Here is a 17311-nt window from a genome sequence, read left to right as displayed (position 1 = left end):
GGCGCCCAGGCATCACGACTGCCTGCGAACGGCGGACGGCTGCCTGCGAACGACGAACGACGGAACACCAACCACAGCCGCCACACGGAAGCCACCAACCGGCAGGCGGACAGACACACAGACAGAAGGAAGACGCCCGGCCCACACCCCGCGCCCGGCTTGCCCGCCCCCGGGGGTCCGGCCTCAGCCGAGTTCGCCGCGGAGCCTGCGGGCACGCAGGACCAGCTCCAGCTCGAACCGGTGGTCCGGATCGTCGATGCCCTCGCCCCACAGCTCGCGGATCTGCCGCAGCCGGTAGCGGACCGTCTGGGGGTGGACGCCGAGCCGGACGGCGATCTCGGGGGCGCCGCCCCTGGTCTCCAGCCAGGCGAGCAGGGTCTCCGCCAACCGTCGGCCGTGCGAGGGTCCGCACTCCTTAAGCGGTGCGAGCAGCCGCCTGCCGAGATCGTCGATGAGTTCCGTGGGCGGCAGCAGCACCAGCGCCTCGGTGTGCTCGGTGCAGTCCAACAGGCCGCCGCCGTCGAGGAGTCCGCGCTCCATCAGGTCGACCGCCGACTGCGCCCACCGCAGTGATTTGGCGGCCTCGGCGACCGGCACCGGCGGGCCGACCGCGCCCGTCCAGCCCGACACCGCCCGGCGCAGCAGTTCGGAGCGGCCGGCGGCGTCCGGTTCGGGGACGACCATCAGCGGCTGCTCGCGTTCCATGTCCAGCAGTACGTCATTGCCGACGGCGGGCGGTACGGCCTCGCGGGCGGGACGGAGCAGTACGGCCACCGCGACGTTCTCCGGCAGCGGCCAGCCGATCCGCGCGGCCCGTTCGGTCAGCATCGACCTGCGGCTGTCGGTGTTGCCGTGGTCGGCGAAGAGCATGTCGAGCAGCCCGCGCTGGAGCCGGAGACGTTCACCGGCCTTGCGCGCGGCGGCCTCTGCGTAGCCGCGCACCGACTCGGCGACCAGGCCGTCGAGGTACTGGAAGCCGGACTCCGCGAGTTCGTACATGGCGGGGGCGGGGATGTCCGCCTCCTGGCCGATCTCCGCCAGCCGTCGCCAGGCGAGTCGTACGCCGAGCCGGTAGATGGCCTGGAGCGAGTCCAGGCTGCGTCCGCTCAGCAGCTCGCCCCGCCCGAACTCCTGGAAGACGGGCGGGTGTTCGTGCGGGTTGCCGAGGCCGGTGGCGAGGTGCTCGACGAACTGCTCCAGCGCGCGGCGGATTCCGATGAGGGACATCGGTACGCCGTTCTGGTCCAGGATCACCGGGAGCATCGGGTACTCGGTGCGGATCTCCTGGAGGATGACCTCGGCGAGGATGGGGATCTCGCTGCGGGCCTGCTCCGTGAAGTGTCGCGTCTGGCTCGCGGGCACCGACCGCCAGGCGGATCCGGCCGCGCTGTCCACGGTCACTCCTCAGCGGGTGCCGGTGCGTCCGAGGCGGCCTCTTCGTTCTCGGGGAAGTGCACCAGGGGAACGTTGGGCTGCTCGGGGCTGGCGTTGAGCAACGCCACTGCGCCAAGACCGGCGCCGACGGCGAGAAGGGCCGCAGCTACGCAGGTCAGAGCGGCTGCGAGGAATCTGTGCATGGCGCGGCGGACCTCTCCGTGTGGATTCACTGCACCAGCGGTCGCCCCCGACACCAGTTCGTCTAGGTGAGTGTGGAAGGGCATTGACTCGCTGTCAAGAGTTCGCCTACGGTCACCGACCCAGGCGGGCTTACTCGCCGCCTTCACTTTTCGAACGGGCACTACACCCTCTGGGAGCACCCGCCATGCGCCGTTCCGCATCACCCCTGTCGCTGACCCTCCTGGGGATCGGCGTGTTTCTGCTGGTCCTCGGGCCCATGTTGGCCTACTACGTCGAGCCGCGTGCCCAGCGCACCCCGATCGACATCGACCAGACCACGGTCTTCAACGGCACTGGCAAGTACTTCGACCAGGGCGCACTGGAGACGAAGAGCGACCAGAAGCTCACCATCACCCGCCGGGTACTGGGGAACGTCGCCGAGAGCGAGAAGAACGACGTCGCCGTCTGGGACGTGTCGACCTCGATCGACAACCCCGACACCCTGCCGCACAAGGACCCCCGCAAGTCCTTCCAGTGGGAGACCGAACGCTGGGTCTCCGACCGTGAGACGACCAAGCCGGTGCACTGCTGCGGCGAGGCTCCGGTGCAGGTCAAGGGCGACGCGTACCTGAAGTTCCCGTTCAACGTGCAGGAGAAGACCTACCGCTGGTGGGACGGCACCCTCGGCGACACAGTGCCGCTGCGCTACTCCGGCCGCGCCAAGGTGCAGGGCTACGAGGGCATGCGCTTCACCGGCAAGGTCGAAGCGACCAAGGCGGGCAAGCGCCAGGTTCCGGGCCGCCTCGTCGGACAGGACGAGACGGGCCAGGTGGTGGCCGAGGAGTGGTACGCCAACCACGGCATCGAGCTGATCGTCGACCAGGCCACCGGCCGCATCCTGCGCGCCGCCATCGGGCCGCGGGTCACCCTGCGCGCCCCGGGCGGCGACAAGGACGAGGTCGTGCTGCTGGAGAGCAAGCGGATCGTCTTCGACAAGAAGACGCAGCTCGGCCAGGTCGAGCAGGCCAAGGAGCAGAGCGGGCAGTTGAAGCTGGTCGGCGAGACGGTGCCGATGGCCAGCGGCGGCGCCGGCGTGCTGCTGGCGATCGTGGGCGGCGTGCTGGTGGTGCGCGGCCGGCGCGAGCAGGTCTGACCCGACGCCCGGGACGGCGCCGGCCGGCGCCACGGCCCGCGACGGCCGGGATCGCGAACCGCGTTCGTGCAGACGGGGTTCGCGCGGGTGAAGGGCTGAACAGCGACGAGCGGGAAGGGCGTCCGGCGTCGTACGGAAATCTCCCAGAGGGTTCTCCGTACGGCGCCGGACCTCGCTCGGGCCGGCCGTGCGCCGGTGTTCGGTCGGGCCGGTTCCGGGCCGGGCCCCGGTCACGCGCCGCACCCCCGTGCGGATCCGGTTTCGCGGTCGGCCCGAGCGGGGCCCGGGGTCGAGAACCGCGCCTCGCCCCCGGTCGCACGGGGTCCGAGGGTGCGAGGCGGCGTGACGTACGAGACCGCACCGGGAGGTGTGCGAGACCGGATCGAGACTTCCTCCCGAAACACTGAACGAGCATGCTGACCGGCCAGTAGGAAACGGCTCCGACGGGCTCGAACCCGGACCCGAATGACAACTGGAACGGTCCGCGATGACAGAAATTGTCATCCAGGTGAGTAGCCGCATCGAACGCGGCAGCGAACACTGATGTTTCCCATCGCCAGCTGCCCCCCGGCGATCACCGGTTCGTCACCCTCGAGCAACACCGAAGCAATACCAGCAGCACCCGGCACTACCGATCAGTAAGAGCTGTACCTGCAGATTCGAGCAATACCCAGCAGCATCCCGGCGCCGTCCGGGCGGCCGGCCGGCCGCTCGAACCGGCAGCGCGGAGCTCCACTGCAGCAACGAACTCACCGCGCGACACCCGCGCACCCGCACCACCGGAGTCACCGCACCACCGCACCACCCGAGTCACGGCACCACCGGATCCACCACGGTCCACCCGCAAGAGCCGCCGCGCCACCCCAGCGCATTGGTCATCCCTCATTCGCACCTTGAGACGAGTTGGAGCGCCCATGCCCCAGCACGTGCCGCCGGTCGCACCCCCCGTCACGTCCCTGGTTCCGCGTCAGCCGTCGGAGGCGAACGTCCCGACGCCTCCCTCCGAGAGCACGCCCGTTCCGCGGCGCATCGTCTTCCTCGCCCGCCGAGACCTCGACAACCCCGCCGCCGGCGGGTCCGAGCTGCTCATCGACCGCATCGCCCAGGGCCTCACCGCCCACGGGCACCAGGTCACGCTGCTGTGCGGCGGCCCCGCGGCCTACCGCGACTACCGGGTCGTCTCGGCCGGTGGCGACGCGGGCCACTTCCTCAAGGCGAAGCGGGCGCTGCGCCGCCAGGTCGGCGAGTGCGATCTGCTGGTGGAGGTGTCCAACGGGCTGCCGTACCTGGCACCGCTGTGGCACCGCGGCCCGACGCTGTGCCTGGTCAACCATGTGCACACCGATCTGTGGGGCATGCGCTACCCGGCGCCGGCCGCCAGGATCGGGCAGAAACTGGAGCACTGGGCACTCGCCGGTTCCCACAAGGAGAACCTGATGGTGGCCGTCTCCGGCTCCACCGCGGGCGCGCTCCAGAACATCGGGGTGCCCGGCGACCGCATCCGGATCGTGCACAACGGCGTCGAGGACCCGGGCCAGTTGATGGCCAAGTCCCGGGAGCCGCTGTTCCTGGCGGTCGGGCGGCTGGTGGAGTACAAGCGCATCGACCTGCTGCTGCGGCTGTGGGAGCGGGTCCGCCCGGTCACCGGCGGCCGGCTCGTGATCGTCGGCGAGGGCCCGGAGCGTGCGCGGCTGGAGGCGATGGCCGGTCCCGGCGTCACGTTCACCGGTCACGTCTCGGAGGCCGAGAAGCACCGGCTGCTGTGCGAGTCCTGGCTGCTGCTGCACCCCTCGATGATCGAGGGGTGGGGGCTGGTGGTCATGGAGGCGGCGGCGCGCGGCACACCCGCGATCGGCTTCGACATACCCGGGTTGCGCGACTCCATAGTCGACGGCGACACCGGCACGCTCGCCTCGGGCGAGAGCTCCTTCGCCTCCTCCTGGTGCAGCCTGGCGCTGTCCACCCGCCGCCGCGAGGCGATGGGCACGGCCGCCGCCCGCCGCGCCAAGGACTTCGGCTGGGACCGTACCGTCGAGGCGTTCCGCGCCGTGGCGGCGGAGGCGTACGCGTCCCATTCGGCACGTTCCGCCGCGGGGGCCCGCCGCGGCCCGGCCGGGCGGTGAGGGGAACCCGGTGAGAGACCCGTCCTTCCGCAGATCAGTCTCGCTGTTCCGCGCCTTCATGAACGAGCAGAGCAACCCCGAGCACTGCTACCAGCTGCTCGCCCGCGACGCCGCCTCCCAGGTGGAGCGGTACGAGCCACTCCGGGGCGCCACCGTGCTCGACATCGGTGGCGGCAGCGGGCACTTCACCGAGGAGTTCCGCCGCCGGGGCGCGCGCAGCTACCTCTTCGAGCCCGATCCGCAGGAGTTGGGGGCCGGCGGTCGCAAGACGGCGGGTTCGGTCCTCGCGGACGGCTATCTGCTGCCCGTCGCCGACGGCACGGCGGATGTCACCTTCTCCTCCAACGTGCTGGAGCACGTCTCCGATCCGCAGACCTTCCTCAGCGAGATGGTCCGCGTCACCCGCCCCGGCGGGCTGATCTACGTCTCCTTCACCAACTGGTACTCCCCCTGGGGCGGACACGAGACGGCGCCCTGGCACTACTTCGGCGCCGCGCGGGCACGTGCCCGCTACCGGCGGAAGACCGGCCGACCGGCCAAGCACACCCTCGGCGAGAACCTCTTCGCCGTGCACATCGGTCCCACCCTGCGCCATGTAAGGGCACGTGACGACGTGGAACTCGTCACCGCCCGGTCCCGCTACTGGCCCTTCCTGGCGAGCGCGATCACCCGAGTCCCCGGCGTACGCGAGTTCGCCACCTGGAACCTTCTCCTCATTCTGCGGCGGTGTCCCCATGTCGACGAGCACTGATTCCACGCTCCAGTTCGCGCCAGGACGGCGGCGACGGGGCCCTGACGAGCGACCGCGCTCCCGGCGGTGGCTCTTCGGTTTCTATGCCGTCGTGCTGCTCTGCTTCGTGATCGCGGCCCCCGGCCTGGTCACCTTCGAGACGAAGCTCGGTGTCGTCCTCGACCCGTGGAAGTTCCTCGGCGACCTCGGCCAACTCTGGTCGGACGAGTCGGGCTTCGGCGGTCTGACCAACCAGTACATCGGCTACCTCTTCCCGATGCTGCCGTTCTACGCGCTGACCGATCTGATCGGTCTGCCGGTCTGGCTGGCCGAGCGGCTGTGGCTGGCGCTGGTGGTCACCACCGCGTTCTGGGGCGCGCTGCGCCTGGCCGAGCGGCTGCGCATCGGCTCGCCGGCGACCCGGCTGGTGGGAGCCACGGCGTACGCGCTGTGGCCGACCTTCACCATCATCGTCGGCTCCACCTCGGCCGGTGCGCTGCCCGGCGCCGTACTTCCGTGGGTGCTGCTGCCGCTGATGTCGGAGCGGCTGAGCGCGCGGGTGGCGGCGGCGACCTCGGCGCTGATCATCCCGTTCATGGGCGGCGTGAACGCCGCGTCCACCCTGTGCGCGCTGCTGCCGGTCGGTCTCTACCTGGTCACCCGCACCGGACGCCGACGCACCTCGCTGCTGCTGTGGTGGCTGCCCGGCGCGCTGCTGGCGACGCTGTGGTGGACGATCCCGCTGCTGCTGATGGGCTCGTACGTCGAGAACTTCATGGCCTACGTCGAGCAGGCGTGGAACACCACCAGCACCATGTCGGCCGTCGAGATGCTGCGCGGCACCGGCAACTGGGTCGGCTACCTGAACTTCGGCAGCGCCTGGCTGCCCGCCGGCTGGCTGCTGGCCACCGGCGTCCTCGCGATCATCGGTACGACGCTGGCGGCGGCGCTGGGCCTGGCCGGTCTGGCCCGGCGGGACATGCCCGAGCGGCGCTGGCTGATGCTCACCGCGATCGTGGTGACCGCCGTGATGCTCGCCGGTTACGCCGGTTCGCTGGGCGCCCCGTTCGCGGAGGGTGTGCAGAGCCTGCTGGACGGCGCGCTCAAGCCCTTCCGGAACATCTACAAGTTCCAGCCCGGTCTGGCGCTGGCACTGGCGCTCGGACTGGCCCACCTCGTGGCGGTGTTCGCCCGCAGCGACGGTGCCAGGCCGCTGCCCGGACGGCGTTTCCTGCCCGCGCTCGCGGCGGCCCTGGTGCTGCCGGCGATGGCGCTGCCGTACCTCAACGGCGATGTGCTCCAGCCCGGCGGTTTCAAGGAGCTGCCCAAGCACTGGCAGCAGACCGCCGACTGGCTGGAGGACAACTCCCCCGAGAACCGCGCGCTGGTGGTCCCCTCCACCGCGCACGGCATCTACACCTGGGGTTCGCCGATCGACCAGCCGCTGCACGTGCTGGCCGAGTCGCCCTGGGCGCAGCGGGACTACGTGCCGTTCGGCACTCCCGGCGAGCGCCGGATGATGGACGCGGTCGAGCAGGCGCTGATGAGCGGCGGCGAAGTGCCGGGCCTGTCGGACTACCTGGGCCGCGCGGGTCTGCACAACGTGGTCGTCCGCAACGACCTCGACCCGGACCAGGTCGGCTACGTGCCGCCGCAGACGGTGAAGCGGACGCTGGAGGCGTCCGGGTACAAGAAGGTCAAGGACTTCGGTCCGACCGTCACCGCCGGCCGCATCCCCGCCGACACCCCGATCGAGATCCAGGGCTTCTACCCGCGGCAGAAGTCGGTGGAGATCTACGAGCCCGCCGAGGCGAAGCGGCCCTCGCGGGTCGCCGCACAGCCGGTGTCGGAGACGGCGCGTCTGAGCGGTGGACCGGAGTCGATGCTGCCGCTCTCCGCGGACCCGAACTTCCGCGACCGGCCGGTGGTGCTGACCGGGGACAACCACCCGGGCATCGGCAACCCGAGCCTCCAGGTCAACGGTGACGGGCTGCGCCGGGCGGACACCCGCTTCGGCCTGATCAACAACAACACCTCGTACACCTACACCAAGGACGAGAAGAACCACGAGGGCAGCCTCCAGGACGCCGGCAAGGAGCCGAAGCAGATCCTGCCGAGCCCGCAGCTCAAGCACCAGACGGTCGCCGAGCTGCGCGGAGCGAAGAACGTCACCGCCTCCAGCAGTGGCAGCTGGCTCTTCCACATGCCGCAGTTCGACCCGGTCAACGCCTTCGACGGCAACCCCGAGTCGGGTTGGGCCGAGGCGAGCGCGGGCGACAGCACCGGCGAGTGGATCAAGATCGACTTCGACGGGGCGACCGACATCCCCGGTTCGATCGACCTGACCCCGCTCGCGGGCGACGGCGTCCGTCCCTCGGTGACCGGCGTGAAGATCGAGACCGACCGCGGTTCCGAGGAGAGCACCCTCCAGCCCAACGACGAGACCCAGCGCGTCAAGGCGCCGCGGGGCACGGCGAAGTGGCTGAAGCTGACCATCACCGACGTGCAGGAGTCGCGGGCCGGGATCACCGGCGCCGGCTTCGCGGAGATCGAGATCCCCGACGTCCAGGTGACCAGGATGCTGGCGCTGCCGAACGACGCCCCGGGCGACCGGACGGAGTCGGAGATCTACTCCATGCACCGCAGCCCCGACCCGGGCGGGCTCAACCCGGCCGGCATCGAGTCCGGACTGCACCGCCAGTTCACCAGCGAGCGGTCGGCGGAGTACACGCTGAAGGCGAGCGCCACCCCGGTGCCCGGCAGCGCGTACGACGACATGCTGGACGAGATCGCCCCCGGCTCCCGCGACCGGATCACCGCGAGCGCCGAGTCGGTCAGCCCCACCGGCGTCTCGCTCAGTGCGCGCAACCTGGTGGACGGTGACCTCACCACCGCCTGGATCGCGGGCGACAAGCCGGTCATCCGGCTCTCCTGGCCGGAGAAGACCGAGGTCGACTCGATGGTCCTCTCGGCCGCCGGCGGTGTCTCCGCCAAGCCGGCCGAGGTGGAGATCACCTCCGACGACGGCGCTGTCACCACCTCCGTCGACGAGAACGGCTGGGCGCGCTTCGAGGCCATGGAGACGGACTCCATGCAGATCACCATCACCAAGACCGCGCCGACCACACTGCACAACCCGGTCGCGGGTGACGACATCCAGCTGCCGGTCGGTCTGAACGAGCTGCACGTCCCGGCGCTGGAGGACTTCCGCGTCGAGGCGCCGGCCGGCAACCGGAAGTTCGAGCTGGAGTGCGGCGACGGTCCGATGATCGCGATCGACGGCACGCTCCACGCCACCAAGGCGTCCGGCAAGGTCAGCGATCTCACCGAGCGGCGGCCGATCTCGGTCGAGCTGTGCGCGGGTGACCAGAAGAACGGCACCATCGAGCTGGACAGCGGCAAGCACACGCTGGAGACCGGCAGTGGCGGTCCGCTGGCGATCAACGACCTCACCCTCACCCGCGGCGACACCGCGCCGAAGGCGAGCGCCGAGCGCGAGGTCACCGTCAAGGACTGGGCGGGCGAGGACCGCGAGGTCGAGGTCGGCTCCGGCGAGGCGTCGTACCTGCGCACGCACATGAACATCAACAAGGGCTGGAAGGCCACGCTCGACGGCAAGGAGCTCACCTCGCTGCGGCTCGACGGCTGGCAGCAGGGCTACCTGATCCCGGCCGGCGAGGGCGGCACCGTCAAGCTGGAGTACACCCCGACGACGTACTACCAGGGCGGTCTCGCGGTCGCCGGGGTCGGCATCGTCGGACTGCTGGGCATGGCGTTCATCCGTCGCCGCGGCGGCGAGCCGCTGGGTGCGCAGGACGCCGCTCCGGCGCCGAGCTGGGTGCTGGGCGGTGTGGTGCTGACCCTGGTGTTCGCGCTGATCGCCGGTCCGTACGCGCTGATCGTGCCGGCCCTCGCGGTGGTGGCCTGGCTGCGTCCGCGCTGGCTGGTGCCGCTGTCGGCGGCTGCCATGCTGGGTGCCGGTGTGATCGTGGCGCTCGGCGCGGGCGACGGGTACGTGGCGGACGCCGGTGCGTTCGGCTGGCCCGCCCAGGCGTTGGCGCTGCTGGCGCTGGCGGCGGCGCTGGTCACCGTGCCGCAGCGGGAGCGCGCCGAGGAACCGCAGGACGAGCGGCCGAGCTACACCGAGCCCGCGCCCGCCTCGGCCGGCGGCATGCCCGCACCGCCGCTGCCGCACCGTCACCCGGAGCAGCAGGGTCAGCAGCAGACCCAGCAGCTCCAGCAGACCCAGCAGGACGGCCCCGCGCAGCAGGGCCGGCACGGCGGCCCGTCCGCGCCCCCCGGGGAGGAACCCTCTCGATGACCGCACAGCGCATCCCGTTCCCGGTGGTGGACGAGATCTCCCGGCACACCCGTTCCGCGAGTGAACCGGAGAACGTCCACGTCGAACTCCACCTGCCGGGCCGGATGGACCCGAAACGGCTGAGCAAGGCCGTGCGGGAGGCGCTCCGGCGCCACCCGCGGGTCCTGGTCCGGCAGGCACCGGGACGCTGGTGGCACCGCGCGTACGAGTGGGAACTGACCGAGGAGCCGGACGTCGATCCGGTCTCCTGGCCCGGCGGCAGCCTCGAAGAGGCCCGCCGCCGGGCGATCGGCAGCATCCCGCCGCTGCACCTCTCGCCACCGGTGCGCATCGAGGCCGTCGAGCCCAACGCGGCCGAGGGCGGCGGCACCGTGCTGGTCGCGTGCGTCAACCACACCGCGCTGGACGGCCCCGCGTTCCTGCGGGTGCTGGCCACCGCCGCCGAGCTGTACGGCGGGGTGGACAACGCGCCGATGCGCCCGCCGCCGGTGCGGGAGGCCAACGAGGTCTCCGAGGAGCCGCCGCCCCCGCCCGCCCGCTCCTCCTGGGCGCGCCCGGCCAGGGTCGCGGCGGTACGGGCCGCGGCCGGGGCCCCGGCGGGCCGCGGCAACGGGATGGCGGTCCTCGACCTGCCGGTGCCCACCCGGCCCAAGGGCGCCCCGTACACGGTCAACGACCAGCTGCTGGTCGCCACCTTCCTCACCGTCGTGCGCTGGAACCGCGAGCACGGCGCGCGGGTCGATCCGGTGCGGATCACCATGCCGGTGGACGACCGGCCGCGCACCGAGGACATGCCCATCGGCAACGGCACCCGGCTGGTCGAGGTCACCTTCGGCGACGAGGAGCGCGACCCGGAGAACACCGCCCGGCTGCTGCGCGCCACCGCCGCCCGCACCAAGGCCCTCAAGGGCCGGCCCAGGGCGCAGCTCGGGCTGAGCGGTTCGCTGCTCACCACCCCCGTACTGCCGGTGGGCGTACGGGCGTTGAGCACCAGGGCGCTGCGGGTCGCCGCCTCGCCGTGGGCGTCGACGACGCTGCTCTCCAACCTCGGCCGCATCCCCTATCCGATGGATTTCGGCGACGCGGGCAGGGCCACCGCGGTGTGGGTCTCGGCACCGGCCAGGATGCCCAGAGGTCTGGCCGTCACCACCACATCCACCGGCGGCCGGCTCCAGCTGGTGCTGCGCTGGTCGCGGGCCCGGCTGGACGACAGCGCGGGTGAACTCCTCGGCGAGATCTTCACCGAGTCGCTCCACACCACCGCGCGCACCACCCCGGAGGCCGCGTCATGACAGCTCAGTCAGGCAGTACGGACACCGACGGCGCACGGGAGGCGGGCGCGCGCGGCACCGACGAGCCGCGCGACAGTCTCCAGGCGCTGTACGAGGACCCGGCCACCCCGGTCGCCTCGGGCCCGGACCGCTCCCGGCGCCAGGCCCGCATCCTCGCCCGCGCGCTCGGCCGCACCGAGCCGGGCGTGATCCTGGACATCGGCTGCGGCGACGGCAGCGCGGCGGCGACCGCGGCCCCGATCCTGCGCCCGCACCGGCTCGTCGGGGTGGACTGGTCGCAGGACGCGCTGCGCCGCGCCAACCGCCATCTGACCGCTGTGCGCGGCGGGTTGGACGATCCCGGACTGCCGTTCGCCTCCGGCAGCGCGGACGCGGTGCTCTTCAGCGAGGTCATCGAGCACCTCGTCGACCCGGACGCGGCACTCGACGAGCTGCGGCGGGTGCTGCGCCCCGGCGGCCATCTGCTGCTCTCCACCCCGAACCTGGCCGCCTGGTACAACCGCGCGCTGCTGCTCGGCGGCGTGCAGCCGGTCTTCTCCGAGGTCTCGATGCGCGGCATCTACGGCCGTCCCGGCAAGCAGGTCGTCGGACATCTGCGGCTGTACACGGCGCGGGCGCTGCGGCAGATGCTCCCGGCCGCCGGCTTCGAGGTGGTGCGGATGAGCGGCGCCCCGTACCACGACGTGCCCAGGCCCTTCCGGCCGTTGGACCGGCTGGCCTGCCACACCCCCTCGCTCGCCTCGATCCTGCTCGTGCACGCCCGGCGCAGGGAAGGCAGCTAGCCGTGTGGCTGGGAGTGGCAGCCGCGCTGCTGGCCAACCTCCTCATCAGCATCGGCTTCGTGGTGGAGAAGCGTGCGCTGACGGGGCTGCCGCCGCTGTCGGCGACCCGTCCCCAGCAGCTCGTACTGCATCTGCTGCGCAGTCCGCTGTGGATCGTGGGCGCGGCCTCGCTGGCGCTCGGTTTCCTCGCGCAGCTCGCGGTCTACCGGACGCTGCCGCTGATGGCGGCGCAGGGCCTGTTCGTCACCGGTCTGGTGATGCTCCTGCTGCTGTCCTCGGTCTTCCTCGGCGAGGAGTCCAGCGGCCGGGAGCGCTGGGGCATGGCCTCGATCGTGGTGGCGCTGGTGATGATCGTGCTGTCGCTGCGCGGCGACACCGAGGAGATCAGCCGCAGCGCGCCGACGGCCGTCATGGTGGCGATCGTGGTGCCCTCGATCCTGGCGGGGCTCGCGCTGTTCGCGGGCGCCGAACGCAGGTCCAGGCGCCGGCACCGGCTGCCGACGGCGGGTGTGCCCTACGGGGCGGCGGTCGGTTTCCTCTACGGCGTCAGCTCGCTCGCCATCAAGGGCGTCGCCGGGCTGCTGGACACCGCGGACCTGGCCGGCTCGGTCACCTCGGTGCTCACCTCGCCGTACCCGTACATCCTGATGGTCACCGGTTCGAGCGGTCTGGTGCTCTCGCAGACCGCGCTCCAGCGGTGCCGTGCGTCGCTGATCGTGCCGGTGTGCACGACGGTGACGTTCCTGTACACCGTCGCCGCGGGGACGGTGGCCTTCTCCGAGCCGCTGCCCGAGGACCCGCTGCGGCTCGCGCTGCGGCTGGGCGGCTCGGTGCTCGCGGTCTCCGTGCTGCTCACGATGCCGCGGCACGACGAACCCCCGCAGCACGGCCCGGAACGCTCCGGGGCCGGTCCGGAGGCGGACGGCGACACCGGCCGGGACGCCGACGGCGGTGCGCCGCAGGGACCGCCCACGTTCCTGGACGGCACCCCGGTCACCAGCCCTCCGGTCGGCGGCCTCTACCTGGACGGCTCCCCCGTCCCCGGCGGCCCGCACGACACACCGGCGCACGGGACTCCCCGGCACGTCCCGCCCGGACGCGTCCCGCCCGGACGCGGCGGGGAGCGCACGGGCGGGGAGCGCACCGGCCGGGAGTCGGCAGCGCGCGGGGAGGAACGTCCACCGTCGGACGCCGACTCCCCCAACGGCCGCTCCGTCAACGGCACTTCGCCCGTCCAGGGTGCGTCCGGCAGCCCACCGGCCGCACCGTCCGCCCAGGGGCCGCGCACCGCGCGTCGGCCCGAACCCCGTCCCCACCCGTCAGGGTCCACGGCGCGCCAGGTCAACGGCGCGCGCGAGGCCCACGAAACGCACGAGGAAGGCAGCCGTCATGTCACCTGACGACCCGCTCCTGAAGATCCTGGTCTGTCCGCTGGACAAGGGCGCACTCGTCCTGATCGAGGACGAGATGGCGCTCTACAACCCGCGGCTGCGGCGCCGCTACCCGATCGTGGACGACATCCCGCAGCTGCTCCCCTCCTCCGGCGAACCGGTGAGCGACGAGGAACACACGCGGTACGGCGACCGGGTCGGTCTGTCATGACCCTCGCCGCGAAGATCGGACCCCGACTGCCTCCCGCCGTCGTCGCCCGCGCGGCCGGCCTGATGTACCCGCGTTTCGAGCCGGAGATGCGCCGCCTCGCCGACTTCTGCCCCCGCGGCGGTACGGCCGTCGACATCGGCGGCTGGTACGGCCCGTGGACCCGCAGGCTGGCCCGGCGGGTGGACCGGGTGGTGACCGTCGAGCCGGTACCGCATCTGGCGCGGGCGCTGCGGGCGACCTGCCCGGCCAACGTCGACGTCGTCCAGGCCGCCGCGGCCGAGACCCCCGGCAGCGCGACGCTCCATCTGCCCTCGGGCGGACGCGGCGACCAGGGCATCTCCTCCCTGGTCCGCCGGGGCGAGGTGCACAGCACCACGCTGGAGGTGCCGACCGTCTCGGTCGACGCGCTGGAGCCCCGCGACGTACGGGTGTTGAAGGTCGACGTGGACGGCAGCGAGCTGGCGGTGCTGCGCGGCGCACGGGAGACCGTCGCCAAGTGGCGGCCCGCGCTCTTCGTCGAACTGGAGGTGCGCATCCAGCCGCTGGAGCCGGTGCTGGAGCTGATGGCCGAGTACGGCTACGACGCCTGGGTGCTGCCCGACCGCGACTGGCTGCCGCTGGGCGCCTTCGACCTGGCCGACCACCAGCAGCGGGTGGGCCATGTCGCCGAGCACGGCCTGCTGCGGCGCTCCCTGGTGCCGCGGCCCAGGTACGTGAACTCGGTGCTCTTCCTGCCCGAGGGCCGCGTACCGGGTCGGGAGCCGGGACGCGACTGAGGTCCGCACACCGACCGGGGCCCACGCGCACCGGGCCGCACGCGACGCCGCCCGCTCACCCGGGCCGACCCGCCCGGCGAGTGGCGCGGTGGCGCAGCGCCTATGGTGACGGCCATGGGAATACGCACCGCGGTCGCGCCGCTCGCCGAAGTTCTGCCGCTGCGCTGGGAGATCCTGCGCCCCGGACTGCCGCGCGAGAGCGCCGAGTTCGCGGAGGACGTCCAGCCGGGCGCCTTCCACATCGCCGCCTACGGTGACGACGCCGACACGGAGGGCGCCCTCGCGGTCTACGGCTGCGGGAGCTTCTACCCCGAGGCGTTCCCCGGCGACGAGGCGGCGACGGCCGAACGGAGCGTGCGCATCCGGGGCATGGCCAGCTCCGCGCGGGTGCGGGGGCAGGGCTACGGCACCGCCGTGCTGGAGGCCGGTACGCGGGAGGCCCGCAGCCGGGGCGCCCGGCTGATGTGGTGCAACGGCCGCACCGGCGCCCGCGGCTTCTACGAGCGGCACGGCTACACCGTGCACGGCGAGGAGTTCGAGATCGAGGGCGTCGGCCCCCACTTCGTCTTCTACCGCGCACTGGACTGAGCCCCCACCGCGGCCCGTCGCGCCGGGCACGCCGCACCGGCTCGCCCCCGTACCCGCCGCTCGACCGCGCGCCACCCGTACGTGGCCGAGGGGCCGGGTCGGGTCGGCGACCGGTGAACGTAGACTTGCCGTGTGGCGGGAAGGATCAACGACGAGGACGTACGCGCGGTGCGGGACGCGGTCCCGATCGATGCCGTGGTCTCGGAGTATCTCCAGTTGCGCCCCGCCGGCGGCGGCAACCAGAAGGGCCTGTGCCCCTTCCACGACGAGAAGACCCCGTCCTTCCATGTGAGCAACACCAAGGGCCTCTTTCACTGCTTCGGCTGCCAGGAGGGCGGCGACAGCATCGCCTTCGTGATGAAGGTCGACCACCTCAGCTTCAGCGAGGCGGTCGAGCGGCTGGCCGCACAGGCCGGGCTCACGCTGCGCTACGAGGAGGGCGGCTACGGCCGGGCGAGCCAGCAGGGCGAACGCACCAGGCTGGTCGAGGCGCACAAGGCCGCCGCCCGCTACTACGCGGAGCAACTGGACAGCCCCGAGGCCCAGATCGCCCGCACCTTCCTGCACGAGCGGGGCTTCAAGCCCGCCGACGCGGAGCACTTCGGAGTGGGCTACGGCCCCGCCGGCTGGGACCATCTCACCCGCCATCTGCGCGGACGCGGCTTCACCGACAAGGAGTTGATCCTCTCCGGGCTCTCCCAGGACGGCCGCCGCGGACCGATCGACCGCTTCCGCGGCAGGCTGATGTGGCCGATCCGGGACATCACCGGCGAGGTGGTCGGCTTCGGCGCCCGCAAGCTGCGCGAGGACGACAACGGCCCCAAGTACCTCAACACGCCCGAGACGCCGATCTACCGCAAGTCCCAGGTGCTGTACGGAATCGACCTGGCCAAGCGGGACATCGCCAAGGAGGGCCGGGCCGTCGTCGTCGAGGGCTACACCGACGTCATGGCCTGCCACCTCGCCGGCGTCACCACCGCCATCGCCACCTCGGGCACGGCCTTCGGCGAGGGCCACATCAAGATCCTGCGCCGGGTGCTGATGGACAACTCCCGCACCGAGGTGATCTTCACCTTCGACGGCGACGCCGCGGGGCAGAAGGCGGCCCGGCGGGCGTTCGAGGACGACCAGAAATTCGCCGCCCGCACCTCCATCGCGATCAGCCCGGGCGGTATGGACCCCTGCGATCTCCGGCTCGCCAAGGGCGACCGCGCGGTGACCGAACTCGTCGAAGGCCGCTCGCGGTTGTTCGAGTTCGTGCTCCGCCAGATCGTCGACGAGCACGACCTCGACAGCGCGGAGGGCCGCTCCGCCGCCCTGGAGGCGGCAGCGCCGGTCGTCGCCCAGATCAAGGACGGCTCGCTCCAGCACGAGTACGCGGTACGGCTGGCCGGCCTGCTCGGCATCCTGGACACCCAGTTCGTGGTCCGGCGGGTGGGGCAGCTCGCCCGCTGGAAGCGCGACGGCGGCGGCCAGGGCCGCGGCCCGCGCAACGCCCAGGACCCCTCGATGCAGTCCGCGCCCACCGCCCCTCGGATCAGCGGGCCGCCGCTGCATCTGCGCAGCCCCGGCCAGCTGGTCGAGCGGGAGCTGCTCAAACTCGCGCTGCAGTACCCGCAGTTGGTCTCACCCGCCTTCGACGCCTACGGCTCGGACGAGTTCACCGCGCAGCCGTACGCCACGGTCCGCGAGACCATCGAGGCCGCGGGCGGAGTCGAGCGTGCGGACCGCGACTACCTCTCGCGCGTGCTGGAGACCGCGCCCGACGACACCGTGCGCAAGACCATCACCGAGCTGGCCGTCGAGACCCCGCGCAGCCCCGGCAGCGGCGATCCGGACGAGCTGTACGCCGGTCAGCAGTTGGTCGCCGTACGACTGGCGGCGGTGCGCTCCCGGACCGCCGAACTGGAGGGCAGCGCCCGCCGGTTGGACGCCCAGGGCGCGGGCGCCCGGTCGGCGCCGCTGTGGCAGGAGCTGTGGGTGCTCCAGCAGTACGCCACCGCCCTCCGCGAGCGCGGCGCCGCAGCGCTGTAGCCGTACCCGCCCGAGACGGTTCGCGGCGCGCGCCGGCTGTTGCGGTTGTCCGCGTGCACGTCGCGGTTACCGGCCCGCCGACTCAGTCGAACCGGGCCCCCGCTCCTTAGTCGAGACCGGCTGAAGCCTTATTCGTAGGACTGCTCTTGGGTCTCCAACTCCCCTTCCTCCAGAGCGACTTAGGGAATGAGCCCCAAGATCGCCGGCGTGCGCCTCCTTAGCTTCCGGCCGCCCACTCGGGACCCCTGCCACCTGCGACGGGTGGCACTACGGTGTCGATCGTGAACAGCGGGTGACCGTTCGCAACCCATGCAGCCAGCCCCCTGCGAGGACACCCTTCACAACGCCACGGC

At 72.1% G+C, this 17311-nt stretch carries 12 protein-coding genes and 1 pseudogene; 11 read left to right on the top strand and 2 right to left on the bottom strand.

Annotated elements, in window-relative coordinates; translation table 11 throughout:
* Positions 1–183 precede the first annotated feature (183 nt).
* Together MTQ01_RS07240 and MTQ01_RS07235 are read right to left on the bottom strand one after the other, a co-directional pair.
* Positions 184–1395, bottom strand: a complete 1212-nt coding sequence (locus MTQ01_RS07240; protein ID WP_374207621.1) for a helix-turn-helix domain-containing protein — start codon at positions 1393–1395, stop codon at positions 184–186.
* Between the two features lie 2 nt (positions 1396–1397).
* On the bottom strand, positions 1398–1577 hold the full coding sequence (locus MTQ01_RS07235) for a hypothetical protein (protein WP_247487582.1): 180 nt from the start codon (positions 1575–1577) through the stop codon (positions 1398–1400).
* A 185-nt stretch (positions 1578–1762) separates the two neighbouring features.
* On the opposite strand from MTQ01_RS07235, the gene MTQ01_RS07230 reads away from it, so the two are divergent.
* The 11 genes and pseudogenes from MTQ01_RS07230 (at position 1763) to dnaG (ending at position 16958) form a co-directional block, all read left to right on the top strand.
* The gene (locus MTQ01_RS07230; protein ID WP_247487580.1) at positions 1763–2710 is read left to right on the top strand and encodes a DUF3068 domain-containing protein; all 948 of its coding nucleotides are present in this window, start codon (positions 1763–1765) and stop codon (positions 2708–2710) included.
* A gap of 914 nt (positions 2711–3624) precedes the next feature.
* Positions 3625–4833 carry a glycosyltransferase family 4 protein gene (locus MTQ01_RS07225; RefSeq protein WP_247487578.1) on the top strand — a complete coding sequence of 403 codons (1209 nt, stop codon included), beginning with the start codon at positions 3625–3627 and terminating at the stop codon, positions 4831–4833.
* Between the two features lie 10 nt (positions 4834–4843).
* On the top strand, positions 4844–5584 hold the full coding sequence (locus tag MTQ01_RS07220) for a class I SAM-dependent methyltransferase (protein ID WP_247487576.1): 741 nt from the start codon (positions 4844–4846) through the stop codon (positions 5582–5584).
* Positions 5568–9884, top strand: a complete 4317-nt coding sequence (locus tag MTQ01_RS07215; RefSeq protein WP_247487575.1) for an alpha-(1->3)-arabinofuranosyltransferase family protein — start codon at positions 5568–5570, stop codon at positions 9882–9884. The genes MTQ01_RS07220 and MTQ01_RS07215 overlap by 17 nt, the downstream gene beginning before the upstream one ends.
* Positions 9881–11176: a condensation protein gene (locus MTQ01_RS07210; RefSeq protein ID WP_247487573.1), complete on the top strand. Its 1296-nt coding sequence runs from the start codon at positions 9881–9883 to the stop codon at positions 11174–11176. Before MTQ01_RS07215 ends, MTQ01_RS07210 begins: the two co-directional genes overlap by 4 nt.
* Entirely contained in the window at positions 11173–11958 is a 786-nt protein-coding gene (locus tag MTQ01_RS07205) for a bifunctional 2-polyprenyl-6-hydroxyphenol methylase/3-demethylubiquinol 3-O-methyltransferase UbiG (RefSeq protein WP_247487569.1), read from the top strand. Before MTQ01_RS07210 ends, MTQ01_RS07205 begins: the two co-directional genes overlap by 4 nt.
* Positions 11959–11972: 14 nt before the next feature.
* A pseudogene (locus MTQ01_RS07200) lies at positions 11973–12872 on the top strand (DMT family transporter); the annotation flags it as partial.
* Between the two features lie 475 nt (positions 12873–13347).
* Positions 13348–13560, top strand: a complete 213-nt coding sequence (locus tag MTQ01_RS07195) for a Trm112 family protein (protein ID WP_247487567.1) — start codon at positions 13348–13350, stop codon at positions 13558–13560.
* On the top strand, positions 13557–14336 hold the full coding sequence (locus MTQ01_RS07190) for an FkbM family methyltransferase (protein ID WP_247487566.1): 780 nt from the start codon (positions 13557–13559) through the stop codon (positions 14334–14336). Before MTQ01_RS07195 ends, MTQ01_RS07190 begins: the two co-directional genes overlap by 4 nt.
* Before the next feature lie 114 nt (positions 14337–14450).
* A complete protein-coding gene (locus MTQ01_RS07185; RefSeq protein ID WP_247487564.1) occupies positions 14451–14924 on the top strand; it encodes a GNAT family N-acetyltransferase in 474 nt (157 codons plus the stop codon).
* Between the two features lie 132 nt (positions 14925–15056).
* A complete protein-coding gene (gene dnaG, locus MTQ01_RS07180; RefSeq protein WP_247487562.1) occupies positions 15057–16958 on the top strand; it encodes a DNA primase in 1902 nt (633 codons plus the stop codon).
* Positions 16959–17311: the final 353 nt, after the last annotated feature.

Source organism: Streptomyces sp. XM4193, from assembly GCF_023072595.1.
Taxonomy (GTDB): Bacteria; Actinomycetota; Actinomycetes; order Streptomycetales; family Streptomycetaceae; genus Streptomyces.
The sequence above is the reverse complement of the archived record's forward strand: the minus strand, read 5'-3'. Positions and strand labels throughout refer to the sequence as shown.